The sequence below is a fragment of the Comamonas humi genome, from assembly GCF_054782535.1.
Genome location: NZ_BAAGSH010000018.1, coordinates 49248 through 64584, shown reverse-complemented (window position 1 = coordinate 64584; position 15337 = coordinate 49248). Strand labels below are relative to the sequence as shown.

The following is a 15337-nucleotide window of genomic DNA, read 5'->3' as shown; positions in this document are numbered from 1 at the left end:
GCAACTACGCATTGCGGCCCTGCGGGGCCGCCCCCTGTCTGCCTGGCGCTGCCAGGCTATCGGCCAGCCGCCATCACGGCGGCGCCGATGTCGCCCCACAGGCCCCCGCCACGTTCGGGAGCCCTGGGGAAGTGCCTGCTTAAGGCTTCGAAGGCTCCGAGCCGGTGGCGCCCGTGGCCGGGGGCGGCGGGGTCGGCGTCATCGCGCCGGGCGCGGCGTCCGGTGCCGGCGCCTTGGGTGCGGGAGCCTGGCCCTTGTCGCAGGCGCTCAGCAGAACGGCGGAGACGAGAACGGCGGAGAGAGTGAGAATCTTCATGGAATGCCTCGGAATGAAAGTGCTTTTCATCTTAAACAGCCCGTCCGGCGCCAAAACGGCCTCGGTTGCAGTTTCAATATCCGGTAGCATCCGCCGCCCCCGAGGGCACGGCCCCCCGGAAGGCGCCCATATTCCGGCTGCGGGCCGCCCGCCGGGGCAAAGCCGTAAGAATTCACCCAAGATGTATCTGCATAGCGCGCCGCCCGCGCCTGCCGAGCGGCGGCGAGGTGCCGGCCCGTGGCAGAATCGCTGGCATTCGCTAGGGGTGTCCGGTGTTTGCCGGGCTGAGATCACACCCTTTGAACCTGTAGAGATCATCCTCGCGCAGGGAAGCTGCAGACCGCATGGCCGTCGACCCGACCGCCGCCAGTCCCGGCCCCCCGCGCACCGCCACGGAGCCGTCCATGTCCACCACCCCGCGCGCCAACGAGGCGCTGACCCCGGTCGATGCCCGCAGCCGCGCCTTCAGCGGCATGAACCTCGCCTCGCTGTGGTTCAGCCTGGGCGTGGGCCTGCTGGTGATGCAGGTGGGGGCCTACCTGATGCCGGCGCTGTCGCCCGCCGAGGCGCTGTGGGCCATCGCCGCCGGCTCGGTCCTGGGCGCGGGCCTGCTGGCCTGGGTGGGCAAGCTGGGCTGCGACAGCGGCCTGGCCAGCGCGGGGCTGATGCATGCGGTCTACGGCCGGCGCTTCGCCAACCTGCCGGTGCTGCTCAACATCGTGCAGCTGCTGGGCTGGGGTGCGTTCGAGCTGGTGGTGATGCGCGACTCCACCGTGGCCATCGCGCGCCAGGCCGGCGCCATGCAGGCCGGCTGGTGGCCGTATGTGGCCACGCTGCTGTGGGGCGGCCTGCTGGTGGCGCTGATCTCCGGCTCGATGGTCAGGCTGGTGCGCCAGCTGATCTCGCGCATCGCGCTGCCGCTGGTGGTGCTGTCGCTGCTGTGGCTGAGCTGGCAGTTCATGGCCATGGCGCAGGCCCAGGGCTGGCAGGCGCTGTGGAGCCGCCCCGGCCAGGGTGGCATGGGCGTGCTGCCGGCGCTGGATCTGGTGATCGCCATGCCCATCTCGTGGCTGCCGTTGGTGGCCGACTACGCGCGCCACGGCAAGAGCGGCCGCAGCGCGCTGGCCGGCACCTGGCTGGGCTTCGGCATCGCCAACATCTGGTGCTATGCGCTGGGCGTGCTGGTGGCCCTGGTGCTGCCCAGCAGCGACCTGGTGGCGGCGCTGCTGCTGGCCCAGGGCGGGCTGATCGCGCTGTCGCTGATCCTGCTCGACGAGGTGGACAATGCCTACGGCGACGTGTATTCGGGCGCGGTCTCGGCGCACAGCATGGCGCCGCGCCTGGGCATTCGCGCCTGGGGCCTCGTGGTGGCCGTGCTGTGCACGCTGCTGGCCCTGGTGCTGCCCATGCACAGCCTGGAGCCTTTCCTGCTGATGCTCAGCTCGGTCTTCGTGCCGCTGTTCGGCGTGATCCTGGGCCGCCTGGCCTTGGGCGCGCCGATCCTGCAGCTGCTGCAATCGGCCCGCGCCGTGCATGCGGTGCCGGTGGCCCTCTGGCTGGCGGGCATTGCGCTGTACCACCTGCTGGCCCAGCTCGCGCCGCAAGCGGGCGCGGCCCTGCCCACGCTGGCGGCGACCTTCGCGGCCGGCTGGCTGACGCGGCCGCGCTGACTCAGTTCTGGAAGCGGTTCAGGCTCTCGTCGGTGCCGAAGCAGGAATTGACGAAGCCCTCGGTCTTTTCCAGCTCGGCCGCCACCAGCTGCGCCGTGGCCCGCGCCGCGCCGCGGTGCGAGGCGGCGAACACGGTGGCCGCCCGGGCCATGGCCTGCTGGCGCAGCGGATCGCCGGCCAGTTGCACGGCCTGCGCCACGCCATCGGCCATGTCGGCGGCGCGCAGTGCGGCGCCGGCCTCGATGCTGGCCTCGGCCGCCTGGGCGAAGTTGAAGGTGTGCGGCCCCATGACCACCGGGCAGCCGCAGGCCGCCGCCTCGATCAGGTTCTGCCCGCCCAGCGGTGCAAAGCTGCCGCCCAGTAGCGCCGCATGGGCCATGCCGTAGTACAGGTGCATCTCGCCCATGCTGTCGCCCAGCCACACGTCGGCGGCCTCGGGGGTATCGCCCCACTGGCTGCGGCGCGACACGCTCAGGCCGGCCCCGGCCAGCAGCGCCTGCACCTCGTCGAAGCGCTGCGGATGGCGCGGAACGACCAGCCATTGCACATTCGACACTTCTTTTTTTATAGCTTCTTGCGCTTGCTGCGCTTGGGCTGGAGCCACTTTTTGCTTCAAAGCCTCCAGCCACAGCCCTTCCTCGCCTTCGCGGCTGCTGGCCAGCAGCACCACGGGCCGCGATTGAAGTTCGCGCCAGGCGCGCCCGCGCGCCTGCAGCGGCTCGTCCACATGCACGTCGAACTTCAGGTTGCCCAGCACCGCCTGCACCGGCGCGCCCAGGTCGCGCAGCCGCACGGCGTCGGGCTCGGTCTGCGCCAGCACCGAGGCCAGCGCGCCATAGGCGGGGCGCGACAGCCAGCCCAGCTGGCGCGCGCCGCGGTGCGACTTGGCGTTGAGCCGGGCGTTCACCAGCATCAGCGGAATACCGCGAGCCTGGCAGCCGGCCACCAGGCCGGGCCACATCTCGGTTTCCATCAGGATGCCGATCGCCGGCCGGAAGCGCCGCAGGAAGCTGCGCACGGCGCCGGCATCGTCCCAGGGCTGCCAGACCTGGATGTCGCCCGGCAGCAGCAGCTTGCGCCCCTCCTCGCGGCCGGTGGCCGTGCCATGGGTCAGCAACAGGCGCAGCGCCGGAATCTGCTCGCGCAGCTCGCGCACCAGGATGGCGGCGGCCCGCGTCTCGCCCAGCGACACCGCATGCACCCATACCAGCGGCATCTCGGGGTGCGGCTGGTACGGCGGCAGCTCGCGGTAGTCGCCAAAGCGCTGTGCCACGTCCTGGCCATAGGCCGGCTCCTGCACGGCGCGGCGCGCGAGCTTGCGGCGCAGCAGCGGCCGGGCCAGCCGCAGCAGCGCGGAATAGAGCGACAGCGCGAGCGGCATGGCCGGGTCAGTGGGCGGCGTCGCCGACCACGGCGTCGGGCTTCACTTTCAGCAGCAGCGCCTTCATCTCGCCCTCGATGCGGTGCAGCGCCGACTGGGTGTGGCCCTCGAAGCGCAGCACCAGCACCGGCGTGGTGTTGCTGGCGCGGATCAGGCCGAAGCCGTCCGGCCAGTCCACGCGCAGGCCGTCGATGGTGTTGATGGTGGCGGGCGCGGCAAAGGCCTGCGGCGCCAGCGCTTGCAGCTCGGCCGTGAGGCGGTGCGGCTCGCCCTCGATGCAGGCCACGTTCAGCTCGGGCGTGCTGTAGCTGGTGGGCAGCGCATTGAGCACGGCGCTGGGGTTGTTCGCGCGGCTCAGGATCTCGAGCAGGCGGCAGCCGGCGTAGGTGCCATCGTCGAAGCCGTACCAGCGCTCTTTGAAGAAGATGTGGCCGCTCATCTCGCCGCCCAGCGGCGCGTTGGTCTCGCGCATGCGGGCCTTGATCAGCGAATGGCCGGTCTTGAACATCACCGGCTTGCCGCCGGCCGCTTCGATGGCGGGCGCCAGGCGCTGCGAGCACTTGACGTCGAACACGATCTCGCCGCCCGGCACGCGCGAGAGCACGTCCTGCGCGAACAGCATCATCTGGCGGTCGGGGAAGATGTTGGTGCCCTCCTTGGTGACGATGCCCAGGCGGTCGCCGTCGCCGTCGAAAGCCAGGCCCAGCTCGGCGTCGGAGGACTTCAGCGCCTCGATCAGGTCGCGCAGGTTCTCGGGCTTGCTCGGATCGGGGTGGTGGTTGGGGAAGTTGCCGTCCACCTCGGAATACAGCTCGGTCACCTCGCAGCCCAGCGCGCGGAAGATGCCGGGCGCGGTGGCGCCGGCGATGCCGTTGCCGCTGTCGACCACGATCTTCATCGGGCGCGCCAGCTTCACGTCGGAGACGATGCGCGCGAGGTAGTCCTCGGTCACGTCGGCCTGGCGCACCTTGCCACCGCCCTGCATGCGCCAGTTCTCGCGCTCCATGATCTGGCGCAGCTGCTGGATCTCGTCGCCATAGATGGCGCGGCCCGCCATCACCATCTTGAAGCCGTTGTAGTCCTTGGGGTTGTGGCTGCCGGTGATCTGGATGCCCGAATGGCACAGCGTGCTGGCCGCGAAATACAGCATGGGCGTGGTCACCTGGCCGATGTCGATCACCTCGACGCCCGACTCCACCAGCCCCTGCATCAGCGCCTGGCCCAGCTCGGCGCCCGACAGGCGGCCGTCGCGCCCCACGGCCACGGTCTTCTCGCCGGCCGCCAGGGCCTGCTGGCCGAAGGCGCGCCCCAGCTTGAGGGCGACTCCGGCATTCAGCGTGCTCGGCACAATGCCGCGGATATCGTAGGCCTTGAAGATGGCGGGAGCAATGGACACAGCGATGCTTTCCTTCGATGGGTGAAAACCGGCGCCCGCCCGGCAGGCCGCCGGCGGGCGCAAACCCGCTATTGTAGGCACCGCCCGGATGGGCCTTCGCCGCGGCGGTGCATGGGCATCAAATCGGCATCCAGCGCCCGCCAGTAAAGCGCGAACAGCTATGTTTGGCATAGCAATTCCATCCGCGCATCAATCCGGCGCAAGAATGTCACGAATGCCCGCGAGCACTTGGCGCATGATGGCGAACTCGCTTATCCGCCGCCGCGTCCATGCCCTCCACCGACACCTCCCCGACCGCAGTGCCACCGATAGCCGCGAACGCCGCGGGTGCGCGCTGGGTACCCGAATTCGTCCTGCTGGCGGCGCTGTGGGGGGCGTCCTTCCTGTTCATGCGCCTGAGCGCGCCGGCCTTCGGTCCGGTGCCCACCGCCGGCCTGCGGGTGAGCCTGGCCGCCCTCTTCCTGCTGCCGCTGCTGCTGCATCGGGGCGAGCTGCCGGTGTTCCGCCAGCACTGGCCGGCGCTGCTGTTCAATGGCATCGTCAACTCGGCGATCCCGTTCGCGCTGTTCTCGTGGGCGGTGCTGCACATCGCCACCGGCATGGCCTCCATCCTGAACGCGAGCACGCCGCTGCTGGGCGCGCTGGTGGCCTGGGTGTGGCTGGGCGACCGCATCACCGGGCTGCGCTGGCTGGGGCTGGCCATAGGCTTTGCCGGCGTGGCCCTGCTGGCGCTGCACGGCAAGCCGGGCGCCGAGCAGGCGCTCTCGGTGTCGGCCGGCAGCTACGGCGCCATCGCCGCCTGCATCGGCGCCTCGCTGAGCTACGCGGTGGCGGCCAGCTTCGCCAAGAAATTCCTTACCGGGCTGCCGGTGCTGTCCATCACCACCGGCAACCTGATCGGCGCCTCGCTGGGCCTGGCGCTGCCGGTGGCCTGGCTCTGGCCCGAGCAGACGCCGGGCGTCGAGGCCTGGCTGGCGGTGTCGGCGCTGGCGCTGCTGTGCACCAGCATCGCCTACCTGCTGTACTTCCGCATCATCCAGCGCGCCGGCCCCAGCCGGGCGCTGGCCGTCACCTTCGTGGCGCCGGTGTTCGCCCTGCTCTACGGCAACTGGTTCCTGGGCGAGCCGGTTACGCTGTGGATGCTTGGCTGCGGCGCGCTCATCATCTGCGGCACCATGCTGTCGACCGGGCTGATCGGATCGAAGCGCTAGCTATTTCAGCAGCGCCGCGAACTGGTGCTCGAACTTCTGCACCTTGGGCCCGACGACGAAGCTGCAGTACGGCTGGCGCGGATTGAGCGCAAAGAACTCCTGGTGGTAGTCCTCCGCCGGCCAGAAGCGCGTGAGCGGCTCCACCTCGGTCACGATGGGCGCGCCGAACTTGCCGGACGCCGCCAGCGCCCGCACGAAGCGCTGCACCTCGGCCAGCTGCGCGGCGCCGGTGGTGTAGATGCCGCTGCGGTACTGCGTGCCCACGTCGTTGCCCTGGCGGTTGGGCGTGGTCGGGTCGTGCGTGGCAAAGAACACCTGCAGCACCTGCTCCAGCGTGATCGCCTGCGGATCGAACACCAGCTCCACGCATTCGGCCAGGCCGGTGTCGCCCCCGCAGACCTGCTCGTAGCTAGGGTGGTCGATGTCGCCGTTGCAATAGCCGCTGGTGACCTGCTGCACACCGCGCAGCCGCGCGTACACGGCCTCGGTGCACCAGAAACAGCCTCCGGCTAGGTAGATGCGCTCAAAGGGGTCTGACATGGCGGTTCCTCGTCTGGATCAGGCTCCATTTTGCGCCCCAAAGCCGCAGCTTCGCACAACGGCTTCGGAAGGGCCTAAAATCTCAGGTTTGTCTCAAGCCTTTAGCCTTTGGAGCCCCCGATGACCTTGCCCCTCAACATGCCCGTGAATGCGAACGACCCGCACCAGGCGGCGCGCTTCAACATGGTGGAGCAGCAGGTGCGGCCCTGGGACGTGAGCGACGCCCAGGTGCTGGAGCTCATCGGCACGCTGCGCCGCGAGGAATTCGTGCCTGCCGGCCTGCAGGACATGGCCTTCATGGACGTGCAGTTGCCGCTGCTCGGCGACGACGGCGAGGCCGCCATCGCCCAGGGCCACTGCATGATGCAGCCCCGCGTGGAAGCCCGCATCCTGCAGGACCTAGCGCTCAAGAGCGGCGACACCGTGCTCGAGATCGGGACCGGCTCCGGCTACATGGCGGCGCTGATGGCCAGCCTGTCCAAGCAGGTCACCACGCTCGAGATCGAGCCCTCCCTGGTCGAGCTGGCCCGCGCCAACCTGCACCGCGCCGGCATCCGCAATGTGGATGTGAAGCTGGAGGACGGCTCCAACATCGCCGCCATCGGCGGCAGCTTCGACGTCATCGTGCTCAGCGGCTCGGTCTACGAGGTGCCCCAGGCCCTGCTGAACAAGCTGAACGACGGCGGCCGCCTGGTGGCCTTCGTCGGCACCGAGCCGGTGATGCGCACCACCATCTTCACGCGCCGCAGCAACCAGTTCGAGAAGAAGACACCGTGGGACACGCTGGTGGCCCGCCTCAAGGGCTTCCCCGAGGCCTCGCGCTTCAAGTTCTGATCCCATGGACCAGATCCGCCCCTCCGAGCTGAGCGACTGGCTGGCCCGCCAGCCCGCCGGCACCCTGCCCGCCGTGCTCGACGTGCGCGAACCCTGGGAGCTGCAGACCGCCTCGATCGGCGCCGGCGAGGGCTTCGAGCTGCTGCACGTGCCCATGTCGCAGATTCCGCAGGCCGCCCAGCACTGGGACGATGAGCGCCCCGTCGCCTGCCTGTGCCACCACGGCATGCGCAGCATGCAGGTGGCGCGCTTCCTGGAGCAGCTGGGCTTCGCCAATGTGGCCAACATCAGCGGCGGCATCGACCTGTGGAGCCTGGAGCGCGACCCGCAGGTGCCGCGCTACTGAGCGACTCCGGGGGCCGGCCAGCCCGGCCCCGCCCTCCCTGTTTATCGGCCCGCCGCGCGCTTTTCCAGCAGCGGCTCGGTCACGCCCTCCACACCGACCATACCCAGCACCGCGGTCAGCGATATCTGCGCGCCCTGCCAGGCATCCTTGGGATCGAACCACTCGTCGCGGGCATGGAAGCCCCCGGTCTTGCCGCCGCTGCCCAGGATGACTGCCGGAATGCCCAGCGACAGCGGCACGTTCGCATCGGTGCTGCTGCCGCTCAGCCGCGGCTCGCGCCCCGCGCCGCGGATGGCGCGCACGGCCGCCTGCACGATGCGGCCGTCCAGCGGCGTGGCGCCGGCCGGGCGGTCGCCGATCAGCCGGGTCTGGTAGCTCAGCTTGTCGCTATTCCAGCGGCGGTTCTCGTCGGCCACGCCGTCGCGCACCGCGTCGAGGATCTGCTGTTCGGCCGCCAGCAGCTCGGCGCTGCCGTTCGAGCGGATGTCGATGGTCATGCGCGCATCACCCGCAATCGAGTTGACCGAGGTGCCGCCATCCACCTTGCCCACGGTGAAGGTGGTCTTGGGGTTGGCCGGCGTGCGCACGTCGCCGATCCTGGCGATGGCGCGGCCCATGGCATGGATGGCGCTGGGCGTGCCGAAGGCGCCAAAGCTGTGGCCGCCCGGGCCGCGGAACGTGACCTCGTAGCGGTGGCTGCCCGTGCCCTGCACGGTGACGCGCACGCCTTCGTCGGGCTCCAGGCCCACCATGCCGTCGATGTCCGGGTGGTCGCGGAACAAGGCCTTCATGCCGCGCAGGTTGCCCAGCTCCTCCTCGCCCACGTTGCCGACGAACACCAGGTCGCCGACAGTCTGGACCTGGTTATCGTTCAGCACCTTGAGCCAGGACAGCAGCACCGCCAGGCCGCGCGTGTCGTCCGAGATGCCGGGCGCGTACAGCCGGCCGTCCTTCTCTTTGACCGTGACATCGGTGCCTTCGGGAAACACCGTGTCCAGGTGCGCGGACACCACGAGCTTGGGCCCGTGGCCCGTCCCCTTGCGGATGCCGATGGCATTGCCTTCCTTGTCAAGGTAGGCGTCCTTCAGCCCCAGCGCCTGCAGGCGCGACAGGAAGAACTCGGCGCGGGCCTTTTCCTTGAACGGCGGCGCGGGGATCTCGGTCAGCGCCTTCAGGTCGCCCAGCGCGCGCTCATGGTCGGCCTTCACGCCGTCCAGCAGCTTCTGCACCTGCGGCGAGGCTGCGAGCTTGGCATACGCCTGGTCCACGGCGGGCGTGATCGGGCCGGGGGTATAGGTCTGGGCAAAAGCCGAACCCGCCAACGACATCCCCGCCAGGGCGAGGGACAGCAGGCGCAGCCGGGGTTGCGCAAAGGTGTGAAGCGTAGATGGCATGGGATTGCGAAGGAAGTGGCCAGGAAGACCTAGCCTACCGCAATCCACCCGCGCTCAATGCGCCCAACGCAACAGCGCCAGCACCAGCAGCGCCAGGAAGGCCGTCTCGCCCACCATCAGCACCACGGGCTTGATGCCCACGGTGACCAGTTCGCGCAGCTGCGTCTTCATGCCGATGCCGGCCATCGCCGCCACCAGGAACCAGCCGGACAGGCTGCTGCCGGCCTGGCTGACCACCTTGGGCAGCCAGCCGGTGCTGTTGATCGCCACCAGCAGCGCAAAGGCCACGGCAAACCACGGCAGCAGCGGCGGCCGGGCATCGCCCGAGGCCTTGCCGGTGGCGCGGGTGTACACCACGGCGAACAGGATCACCGGCAGCAGCAGGGCCACGCGCATCAGTTTGACCAGCGTGGCGGTGTCGCCCACCTCCTGCGACATGCCGTAGCCCGCGCCCACCACCTGGGCCACGTCGTGGATGGTGGCGCCCAGGAACACGCCCGCCATGTGCTCGTCCAGCCCGATCGCGCGCGCCAGCATGGGGTAGAGGATCATGGCGAAGGTGGACAGTGTCGACACCCCCACCACGGTGAACAGCAGGGCGCGCTCCTTGAGCGGGTTGGGCGGCAGCGCAGCCGACAGCGCCATCGCCGCCGAGGCGCCGCAGATGGCCGTGGCCCCGCCGCTCAGCAGGCCAAAGAGAATGTTGAAGCCCATCCAGCGCGCCACGAGCATGGACACGCCGATGGTCAGCACCAGCGACACGGCGACGACCAGCACCGGCTGCCAGCCCAGGTCTGCCACCTGCGCCGCGGTGATGCGCAGCCCCAGCAGCGCCACGCCCCAGCGCATCACCTGGCGGGCCGCGAAATCGATACCGGGCTTGCACGGGCCGTCGCTCGACAGAAAGTTCATCGCCATGCCCAGCATCAGTGCGAACAGCATGACCGGCGCACCGTAGTGCTGCGACAGAAAGGTGGCGGCGGCCGCGGTCACGGCGCAGGCGACCACGCCGGGGAAAAGCTGGCGCAGGCGGCCAGGCCATGCGCTGAGAACCAAGGTATTCATGGGTGGGTCATCCTCAATATTTTTTCTTTGAACACGTTCTTAGGTGGCAATGCTGTCCTGCACACGGCGCAGGTCCGCCTCGTAGCTGCGCGATGCCCGCAGAAAGGCCAGCGCGGCCAGCACCGAGAAGCACGGCATGATGGCCATGGCCCACTGCAGGCCCAGCGCGTCCGACAGCGCGCCGGCGATGAAGGGGCCGGAAGCCAGCCCGAACAGGTTCTGGAACAGGGTCAGCACCGCGCCGCCCGTGGCGCGCACGCCGGGGTGGACCACGTCGAGCACGATGGCCGTCACCGGCCCCACGGTGCAGGCGGCCATGAAGCCGCCCGCCATGATGAGCACGATCTGCGCGCCCTGCGAGGGCATGGGCCACCACACGCCGGCGCCGAAGGCCACGCCCAGCAGGACCAGCGACACCAGGCACAGCACGGCCATGGTGTAGAGCTTGTTGCGCGGGCGGCGGCGGCCTGCGCGGTCGACCACCGCGCCCCAGACCACCGAGCCCACGGCGCCGCTCAGCACCACCAGCGCCGCCTTGAGCGCGGCCTGGTCCACCGGCAGGTGGTGGAAGCGGTTCAGGAAGCTCGGCAGCCAGGCCCAGACGGTGGCGAGCACCGAGACCTGCAGCGCCGCGCCTATGCAGGTCCACAGCACGGTGGGCGTGCGCGCCAGCGCCCCGGCCACCGAGCGCGCCACGCCGCCGGCCGACTGCACGGCCTGCTGGTGGCTGGCCGTGAGCCTGACGGTTTCGTAGTCGCGCACCTTGTAGTACAGCAGCGCCAGCACCAGGCCCGGCACGCCCACCACGCCAAAGGCCGCCTTCCAGCCCCAGTGCGTGGCGATGATGCCGCCCAGCACCACGCCGAGCACCGAGCCTATCGAGCCGGTGGCGAAGAAGCAGGCCATCAGCGCGCCGCGCATGCGGCTGGGGAAGTGGCTGGCCAGCAGCGCCGCCCCCACCGAGCCGTAGGCCGCCTCGCCCACGCCGACCACGGCGCGCGCCGCCAGCAGCTGGGTGTAGTTGCGCGTGAACATGCACGAGACACAGGCCAGGCTCCAGCCCAGCGCCATGACGACGATGCTCTTGACGCGGCTGGTGCGGTCGGCCAGCAGCGCGATCGGGATCGCGCCCGCCGCCACGGTGACCGAGACGATGGACACCAGCAGGCCGAGCTGCTTGTCCGACAGCTGCCACTCCGCCTTGATGTGCGGGAACAGCGAGACGATGACCTGCCGGTCCACGTAGTCGAACAGCATCAGCGCCAGCGTCATCGCAAAGGCGAACCACGCCGGCCTCGGGCCGTACAGGTAGTCGTCCTTGGCGCCGCCGGCACTTTCGGGAATCGCTTGCATGCTTGTCTCCTGATTTTTTGATAGCGCTTCGCGCTTGCTACATGCTGGCTAGGTGCCAATTTGGCTTGAAATTTCTAGAGAACGCTCTCACGCATCGCCGCCCACAGGCTGTCGGCCGGCTGCGCGCCCGACAGCGCAAAGCGCTGGTTGAACGCGAACAGCGGCACGCCTCCGCCGGGCGACGAGCCGAACAGGCCCTGCGCCACCAGCGACTGGTTCACGCCGTGCTCGGCCGCAATGGCGGCCAGCACCGGTGCGCTGCCCAGGTCTTCGCCGCGCACGAAATAGCCTTCGAGCAGGCGGTGCAGCACGGCCTCGAAGCCCTCGGCCGGCAGCTGGCTGCGGGCCTGGGCCAGCAGCTGGTGCGCACGGGCGGAGTTGGGGAAGATGCTCATGCGGCTGAAGTCGATGGGCGCACCGGCCTGCTGCGCGGCCTCCAGCACCTGCGCCTGGCGTGCGCGCACGGCCTCGGGGCTGCCCAGCCGGCGCTCGTAGAACGCGGCGCGCGGCCAGCCCTCGAGCGGCACGTCGGGGATCAGCTGCACCGAGTGCCAGCGCACCTGCACGGCGAGGTCGGGGTCGCTCTCGGCCAGGCGCGCCCGCGCCTGGTCCAGGTAGTGCTTGCCTATCCAGCACCAGGGGCAGATGAGGTCGAACCACACGTCGACCTGGACGATGCGCGGCGCGGCTGCGGCGCTCATGCGGCCTTGCGCAGGAAGCCCTGCTGGCGGCCGGGGGCGTTGGGCGCGAAGCCGTTGGCGGCCAGCGACTCCTCGGTGGTGTCGTAGAACACGCCGATCTTGCAGATCTCGCGCGCCTGCTGGGCCGTGGCGATGGGGCGGCCGAACTCGCGCGCGATGCGCACCAGCTGCTCGATCTGGCCCACGGTGCCGATCTTGGCGCTGCGGTCCTGGTTCCACAGGTTGTCTTCGGTGCCGCAGCGCACGTGCAGGCCCATGGCGATGCCCATCATGTTGACCGGCAGCACGTTGAGCACCGAGCTTTCGACGGTGAGCATCGCGCCGTCCGGCACGGCGCGCACGAAGTTCGCCAGGCTGTAGACGTTGGGCGCATCCATGCCGCCGCCGATGGCCACCCAGTTCATCACCAGCGGGCCCTTGTAGATGCCGCGGCGCATCAGCCGCTCGACCGACTCGAAGCTGTTGAGGTTGTAGCACTGGAAGGCGCTCTGGATGCCGGCGGCGGACAGGCGCCTGATGTGCTCCTCGGCCCAGCCGGGCTGGGCGGGCACGGTCATTTCCTTGTAGGCGTTGAAGACGGCCGGGTCTTCCATCGACGTGCCCTGGATGTCGCGCGCATCGAACTGCTCGAGGATGTTCATCTGCGAGGTGTTGATGGTCACCGTCACCTGGTCGGGCTTGGGGTCGAGCTCGGCCAGCATGTGGCGTGTGTCGTCGGACAGCCACTTGGCGGCGGCGCCATCGGTCTCGGGGGCGAAGCTGATCGAGCCGCCGACCTGGATGATCATCTCGGGCACGCGGGCCCGCACGCCGGCGATCAGCTCGTTGAACTTGGACAGGCGCTTGCTGCCCTTGCCATCGAGCTCGCGCACATGCAGGTGCAGCACGGTAGCGCCGGCGTTGTAGCAATCGACCGCCTTCTGGATCTGCTCTTCCATGGTCACGGCGATCTCGCCGGGGAAATCGCCCGGCATCCACGAGGGCGCATATGGCGCGGCGGTGATGACCAGGGGCTGCTGGTTTTCGGGAAACAGGTGTCCGTCGAGGAAGTTCATGGTGGCTCCAGTGGGGTTTTCAGGTGAAATTGGCAGCTAGCCCTTTTGCATCAAGCGCCAGCAGCTATCAAAACATGAGTATCAGAAGGTGGGCGTGCCGATGATGCCGGCGCGCTCCATCTTGCGGTGGCACGGCGGGTAGTCCATCACCGCGTAGTGCTGGGTGGCCCGGTTGTCCCAGATGGCGACGCTGTTCGGCTGCCAGCGCCAGCGCACCTGGTACTCGGGGATCAGCGCCTGGTTGATCAGGTACTGCAGCAGCGCCGATCCGCCCTGGGTGTAGTCCTGGCCGTAGCGCACGTGCTCGGGCGTGTGGAAGTTGGTGAAGTGCGTGGTGAAGGCGTTGACGAACAGCACCTGCTCGCCGGTCTCGGGGTGCGTGCGCACCACCGGGTGCTCGGCATCGGGAAACTGGGCCTTGAGCGCCAGGCGCCGCTCGACGGGCATGGCCGCGCCGAAGGTCGCCTCGATGCTGTGGCGGGCGCGCAGGTGGGCGATCTGCTGCTTCACGGACTCGGGCAGGTTCTCGTAGGCCAGCGCCATGTTGGCCCACATGGTGTCGCCGCCCACCGGCGGGCATTCCACGCAGCGCAGCACGCAGCCCATGGGCGGCACCTCGCGCCAGGTGGCATCGCAGTGCCAGGCGTTCTCGTAGCGGTCGTTGGGCTGCTCGGGCGACTTGTAGATGCGCACCAGGCCGGGGTGGTCGGGGTCGCTGCCGGCCACCGGATGGTCCTCCAGCTCGCCGAAGCGGCGCGCAAAGGCCACATGCTCGGCGCGGCTGAAATCCTGGTCGCGCAGGAACAGCACCTTGTGCTGCAGCAGCGCGGCCTTGATCTCGGCGAACAGGCCGTCGTCGCGGGCCGCGTCGGCCAGGTTCACGCCGTGCAGCTCGGCGCCTATCGAACAGGTCAGAGGTTGGATCTTCATGGTGTCTCCTTCGTTCTTTTGTTTTTTCTGCTTCAGATGACGAAGATCGATGAGCCTATGGTCTTGCGGGCCTCGAGATCGCGGTGCGCCTGCACCGCGTCCTGCAGCGCATAGCGCTGGTTGATCTCGATGCGGATGCGCCCGGCGGCGATGTGGCCGAAGACCTCAGCCGCCAGCGCCGCCTTCTCGGCCGGATCGGCGATGTAGTCGGCCAGCGCCGGCCGCGTGAGATAGAGCGAGCCCTTGCGCGCCAGGATCTGCGGATCGAAGGCATCGATGGTGCCGCTGGCCGTGCCCACGCAGACCATCAAGCCGCGGCGCTTGAGCGAATCCAGCGAGCCCATGAAGGTGGACTTGCCCACGCTGTCGAACACCACGTCCACGCCCTGCCCGCCGGTCAGCTCGCGCACCCGCTTCGCCACGTCCTCGCGGCCGTAGTAGACGATGTGGTCGCAGCCATGGGCCCGCGCCACCTCGGCCTTGGCCTCGGTCGATACCGTGCCGATCACCGTCAGCCCCAGCAGCTTGGCCCACTGCGCCACGATCAGGCCCACGCCGCCGGCGGCCGCGTGCAGCAGGATCGCCTGGCCGGGCCGGAAGTCGTAAATGCGGCGCATCAGGTAGGCCGAGGTCAGGCCGCGCATGGTCATCGCCGCGGCGGTCTCGAAGGCGATGTCCTCGGGCAGTTGGATCAGCGGCGCCGCATCGACCAGCCGGCTGGTGGCGTAGGCGCCCAGCGTGTTGATGAAGCCGGTGTAGCTCACCCGGTCGCCCACCTTGACGTTGTTCACGCCCTGGCCCACAGCCTGCACCACGCCGGCGGCCTCCACGCCCATGCCCGCCGGCAGCGGGATCGGGTAGGTGCCGTTGCGGAAATAGGTGTCGGCGTAGTTCAGGCCCACGGCCACCTGGCGCAGCAGCACCTGGCCCGGCCCGGGCTCGCCCACTTCCGCGTCTTCGTAGCGCAGTACCTCGGGGCCGCCGGCCTCATAGAAACGAACTGCCTTTTCCATCGTGCTTGTCTCCTGGTTCTTGCCATAGCCATGGCTTGCGATGACCAGACTGTAGGGACGGCGCCCCGAAATCCACTTGGCAGTTGACGCCACGCACTTCGCTTTTCATGCCAGAATGCCCGCAAACACCCT

15 protein-coding genes are annotated in these 15337 nt (G+C 69.3%); 4 read left to right on the top strand and 11 right to left on the bottom strand.

Going from position 1 to position 15337, the window contains the following annotated elements:
• Positions 1-139: 139 nt before the first annotated feature.
• Positions 140-316, bottom strand: a complete 177-nt coding sequence (locus ACYVKR_RS18410) for a hypothetical protein (protein ID WP_460482410.1) — start codon at positions 314-316, stop codon at positions 140-142.
• Positions 317-720: 404 nt separating this feature from the next.
• Between ACYVKR_RS18410 and ACYVKR_RS18405 the strand changes: the two genes are divergently transcribed.
• Positions 721-1986, top strand: a complete 1266-nt coding sequence (locus tag ACYVKR_RS18405) for a purine-cytosine permease family protein (protein ID WP_460482409.1) — start codon at positions 721-723, stop codon at positions 1984-1986.
• 1 nt (position 1987) lies between these two features.
• Here the strand turns inward: ACYVKR_RS18405 and ACYVKR_RS18400 are convergent, their stop codons facing one another.
• A complete protein-coding gene (locus ACYVKR_RS18400) occupies positions 1988-3367 on the bottom strand; it encodes a 3-deoxy-D-manno-octulosonic acid transferase (protein WP_460482408.1) in 1380 nt (459 codons plus the stop codon).
• Positions 3368-3374: 7 nt separating this feature from the next.
• Entirely contained in the window at positions 3375-4763 is a 1389-nt protein-coding gene (locus ACYVKR_RS18395) for a phosphomannomutase/phosphoglucomutase (protein WP_460482407.1), read from the bottom strand.
• 269 nt (positions 4764-5032) lie between these two features.
• Here ACYVKR_RS18395 and ACYVKR_RS18390 point away from each other — a divergent pair, with 269 nt between their 5' ends.
• Complete coding sequence (locus ACYVKR_RS18390; RefSeq protein ID WP_460482406.1) at positions 5033-5974, top strand: DMT family transporter; 942 nt, start codon at positions 5033-5035, stop codon at positions 5972-5974.
• Here ACYVKR_RS18390 and msrA read toward each other — a convergent pair whose 3' ends face one another.
• Complete coding sequence (gene msrA, locus ACYVKR_RS18385) at positions 5975-6514, bottom strand: peptide-methionine (S)-S-oxide reductase (protein ID WP_460482405.1); 540 nt, start codon at positions 6512-6514, stop codon at positions 5975-5977.
• A 120-nt stretch (positions 6515-6634) separates the two neighbouring features.
• On the opposite strand from msrA, the gene ACYVKR_RS18380 reads away from it, so the two are divergent.
• Complete coding sequence (locus tag ACYVKR_RS18380; protein WP_460482404.1) at positions 6635-7348, top strand: protein-L-isoaspartate O-methyltransferase family protein; 714 nt, start codon at positions 6635-6637, stop codon at positions 7346-7348.
• Positions 7349-7352: 4 nt separating this feature from the next.
• Positions 7353-7694: a rhodanese-like domain-containing protein gene (locus tag ACYVKR_RS18375; RefSeq protein WP_460482403.1), complete on the top strand. Its 342-nt coding sequence runs from the start codon at positions 7353-7355 to the stop codon at positions 7692-7694.
• A 41-nt stretch (positions 7695-7735) separates the two neighbouring features.
• Here ACYVKR_RS18375 and ACYVKR_RS18370 read toward each other — a convergent pair whose 3' ends face one another.
• The 7 genes from ACYVKR_RS18370 to ACYVKR_RS18340 all read right to left on the bottom strand — a co-directional run bounded on the left by ACYVKR_RS18370 (position 7736) and on the right by ACYVKR_RS18340 (position 15205).
• Positions 7736-9088 carry a zinc-binding metallopeptidase family protein gene (locus tag ACYVKR_RS18370; protein ID WP_460482402.1) on the bottom strand — a complete coding sequence of 451 codons (1353 nt, stop codon included), beginning with the start codon at positions 9086-9088 and terminating at the stop codon, positions 7736-7738.
• Positions 9089-9142: 54 nt separating this feature from the next.
• Complete coding sequence (locus tag ACYVKR_RS18365) at positions 9143-10153, bottom strand: YeiH family protein (protein WP_460482401.1); 1011 nt, start codon at positions 10151-10153, stop codon at positions 9143-9145.
• Between the two features lie 39 nt (positions 10154-10192).
• Positions 10193-11506 (bottom strand): MFS transporter, encoded by a 1314-nt coding sequence (locus ACYVKR_RS18360; protein WP_460482400.1) that lies wholly within the window; start codon positions 11504-11506, stop codon positions 10193-10195.
• 74 nt (positions 11507-11580) lie between these two features.
• Positions 11581-12207: a DsbA family oxidoreductase gene (locus ACYVKR_RS18355; RefSeq protein WP_460482399.1), complete on the bottom strand. Its 627-nt coding sequence runs from the start codon at positions 12205-12207 to the stop codon at positions 11581-11583.
• Positions 12204-13262, bottom strand: coding sequence for a beta-keto acid cleavage family enzyme (locus ACYVKR_RS18350; RefSeq protein ID WP_460482398.1), 1059 nt, complete (start codon positions 13260-13262; stop codon positions 12204-12206). The genes ACYVKR_RS18355 and ACYVKR_RS18350 overlap by 4 nt, the downstream gene beginning before the upstream one ends.
• 81 nt (positions 13263-13343) lie before the next feature.
• Positions 13344-14192, bottom strand: coding sequence for a TauD/TfdA dioxygenase family protein (locus tag ACYVKR_RS18345; protein ID WP_460482397.1), 849 nt, complete (start codon positions 14190-14192; stop codon positions 13344-13346).
• A gap of 32 nt (positions 14193-14224) precedes the next feature.
• A complete protein-coding gene (locus ACYVKR_RS18340) occupies positions 14225-15205 on the bottom strand; it encodes a quinone oxidoreductase family protein (protein WP_460482396.1) in 981 nt (326 codons plus the stop codon).
• Between the last annotated feature and the right edge of the window lie 132 nt (positions 15206-15337).

What these genes read in the sequence shown, in the direction of transcription:
- ACYVKR_RS18410 (WP_460482410.1), bottom strand. Translation starts at nt 316, where the DNA reads ATGAAGATTCTCACTCTCTCCGCCGTTCTCGTCTCCGCCGTTCTGCTG.
- ACYVKR_RS18405 (WP_460482409.1), top strand. Translation starts at nt 721, where the DNA reads ATGTCCACCACCCCGCGCGCCAACGAGGCGCTGACCCCGGTCGATGCC.
- ACYVKR_RS18400 (WP_460482408.1), bottom strand. Translation starts at nt 3,367, where the DNA reads ATGCCGCTCGCGCTGTCGCTCTATTCCGCGCTGCTGCGGCTGGCCCGG.
- ACYVKR_RS18390 (WP_460482406.1), top strand. Translation starts at nt 5,033, where the DNA reads ATGCCCTCCACCGACACCTCCCCGACCGCAGTGCCACCGATAGCCGCG.
- msrA (WP_460482405.1), bottom strand. Translation starts at nt 6,514, where the DNA reads ATGTCAGACCCCTTTGAGCGCATCTACCTAGCCGGAGGCTGTTTCTGG.
- ACYVKR_RS18380 (WP_460482404.1), top strand. Translation starts at nt 6,635, where the DNA reads ATGACCTTGCCCCTCAACATGCCCGTGAATGCGAACGACCCGCACCAG.
- ACYVKR_RS18375 (WP_460482403.1), top strand. Translation starts at nt 7,353, where the DNA reads ATGGACCAGATCCGCCCCTCCGAGCTGAGCGACTGGCTGGCCCGCCAG.
- ACYVKR_RS18370 (WP_460482402.1), bottom strand. Translation starts at nt 9,088, where the DNA reads ATGCCATCTACGCTTCACACCTTTGCGCAACCCCGGCTGCGCCTGCTG.
- ACYVKR_RS18365 (WP_460482401.1), bottom strand. Translation starts at nt 10,153, where the DNA reads ATGAATACCTTGGTTCTCAGCGCATGGCCTGGCCGCCTGCGCCAGCTT.
- ACYVKR_RS18360 (WP_460482400.1), bottom strand. Translation starts at nt 11,506, where the DNA reads ATGCAAGCGATTCCCGAAAGTGCCGGCGGCGCCAAGGACGACTACCTG.
- ACYVKR_RS18355 (WP_460482399.1), bottom strand. Translation starts at nt 12,207, where the DNA reads ATGAGCGCCGCAGCCGCGCCGCGCATCGTCCAGGTCGACGTGTGGTTC.
- ACYVKR_RS18350 (WP_460482398.1), bottom strand. Translation starts at nt 13,262, where the DNA reads ATGAACTTCCTCGACGGACACCTGTTTCCCGAAAACCAGCAGCCCCTG.
- ACYVKR_RS18345 (WP_460482397.1), bottom strand. Translation starts at nt 14,192, where the DNA reads ATGAAGATCCAACCTCTGACCTGTTCGATAGGCGCCGAGCTGCACGGC.
- ACYVKR_RS18340 (WP_460482396.1), bottom strand. Translation starts at nt 15,205, where the DNA reads ATGGAAAAGGCAGTTCGTTTCTATGAGGCCGGCGGCCCCGAGGTACTG.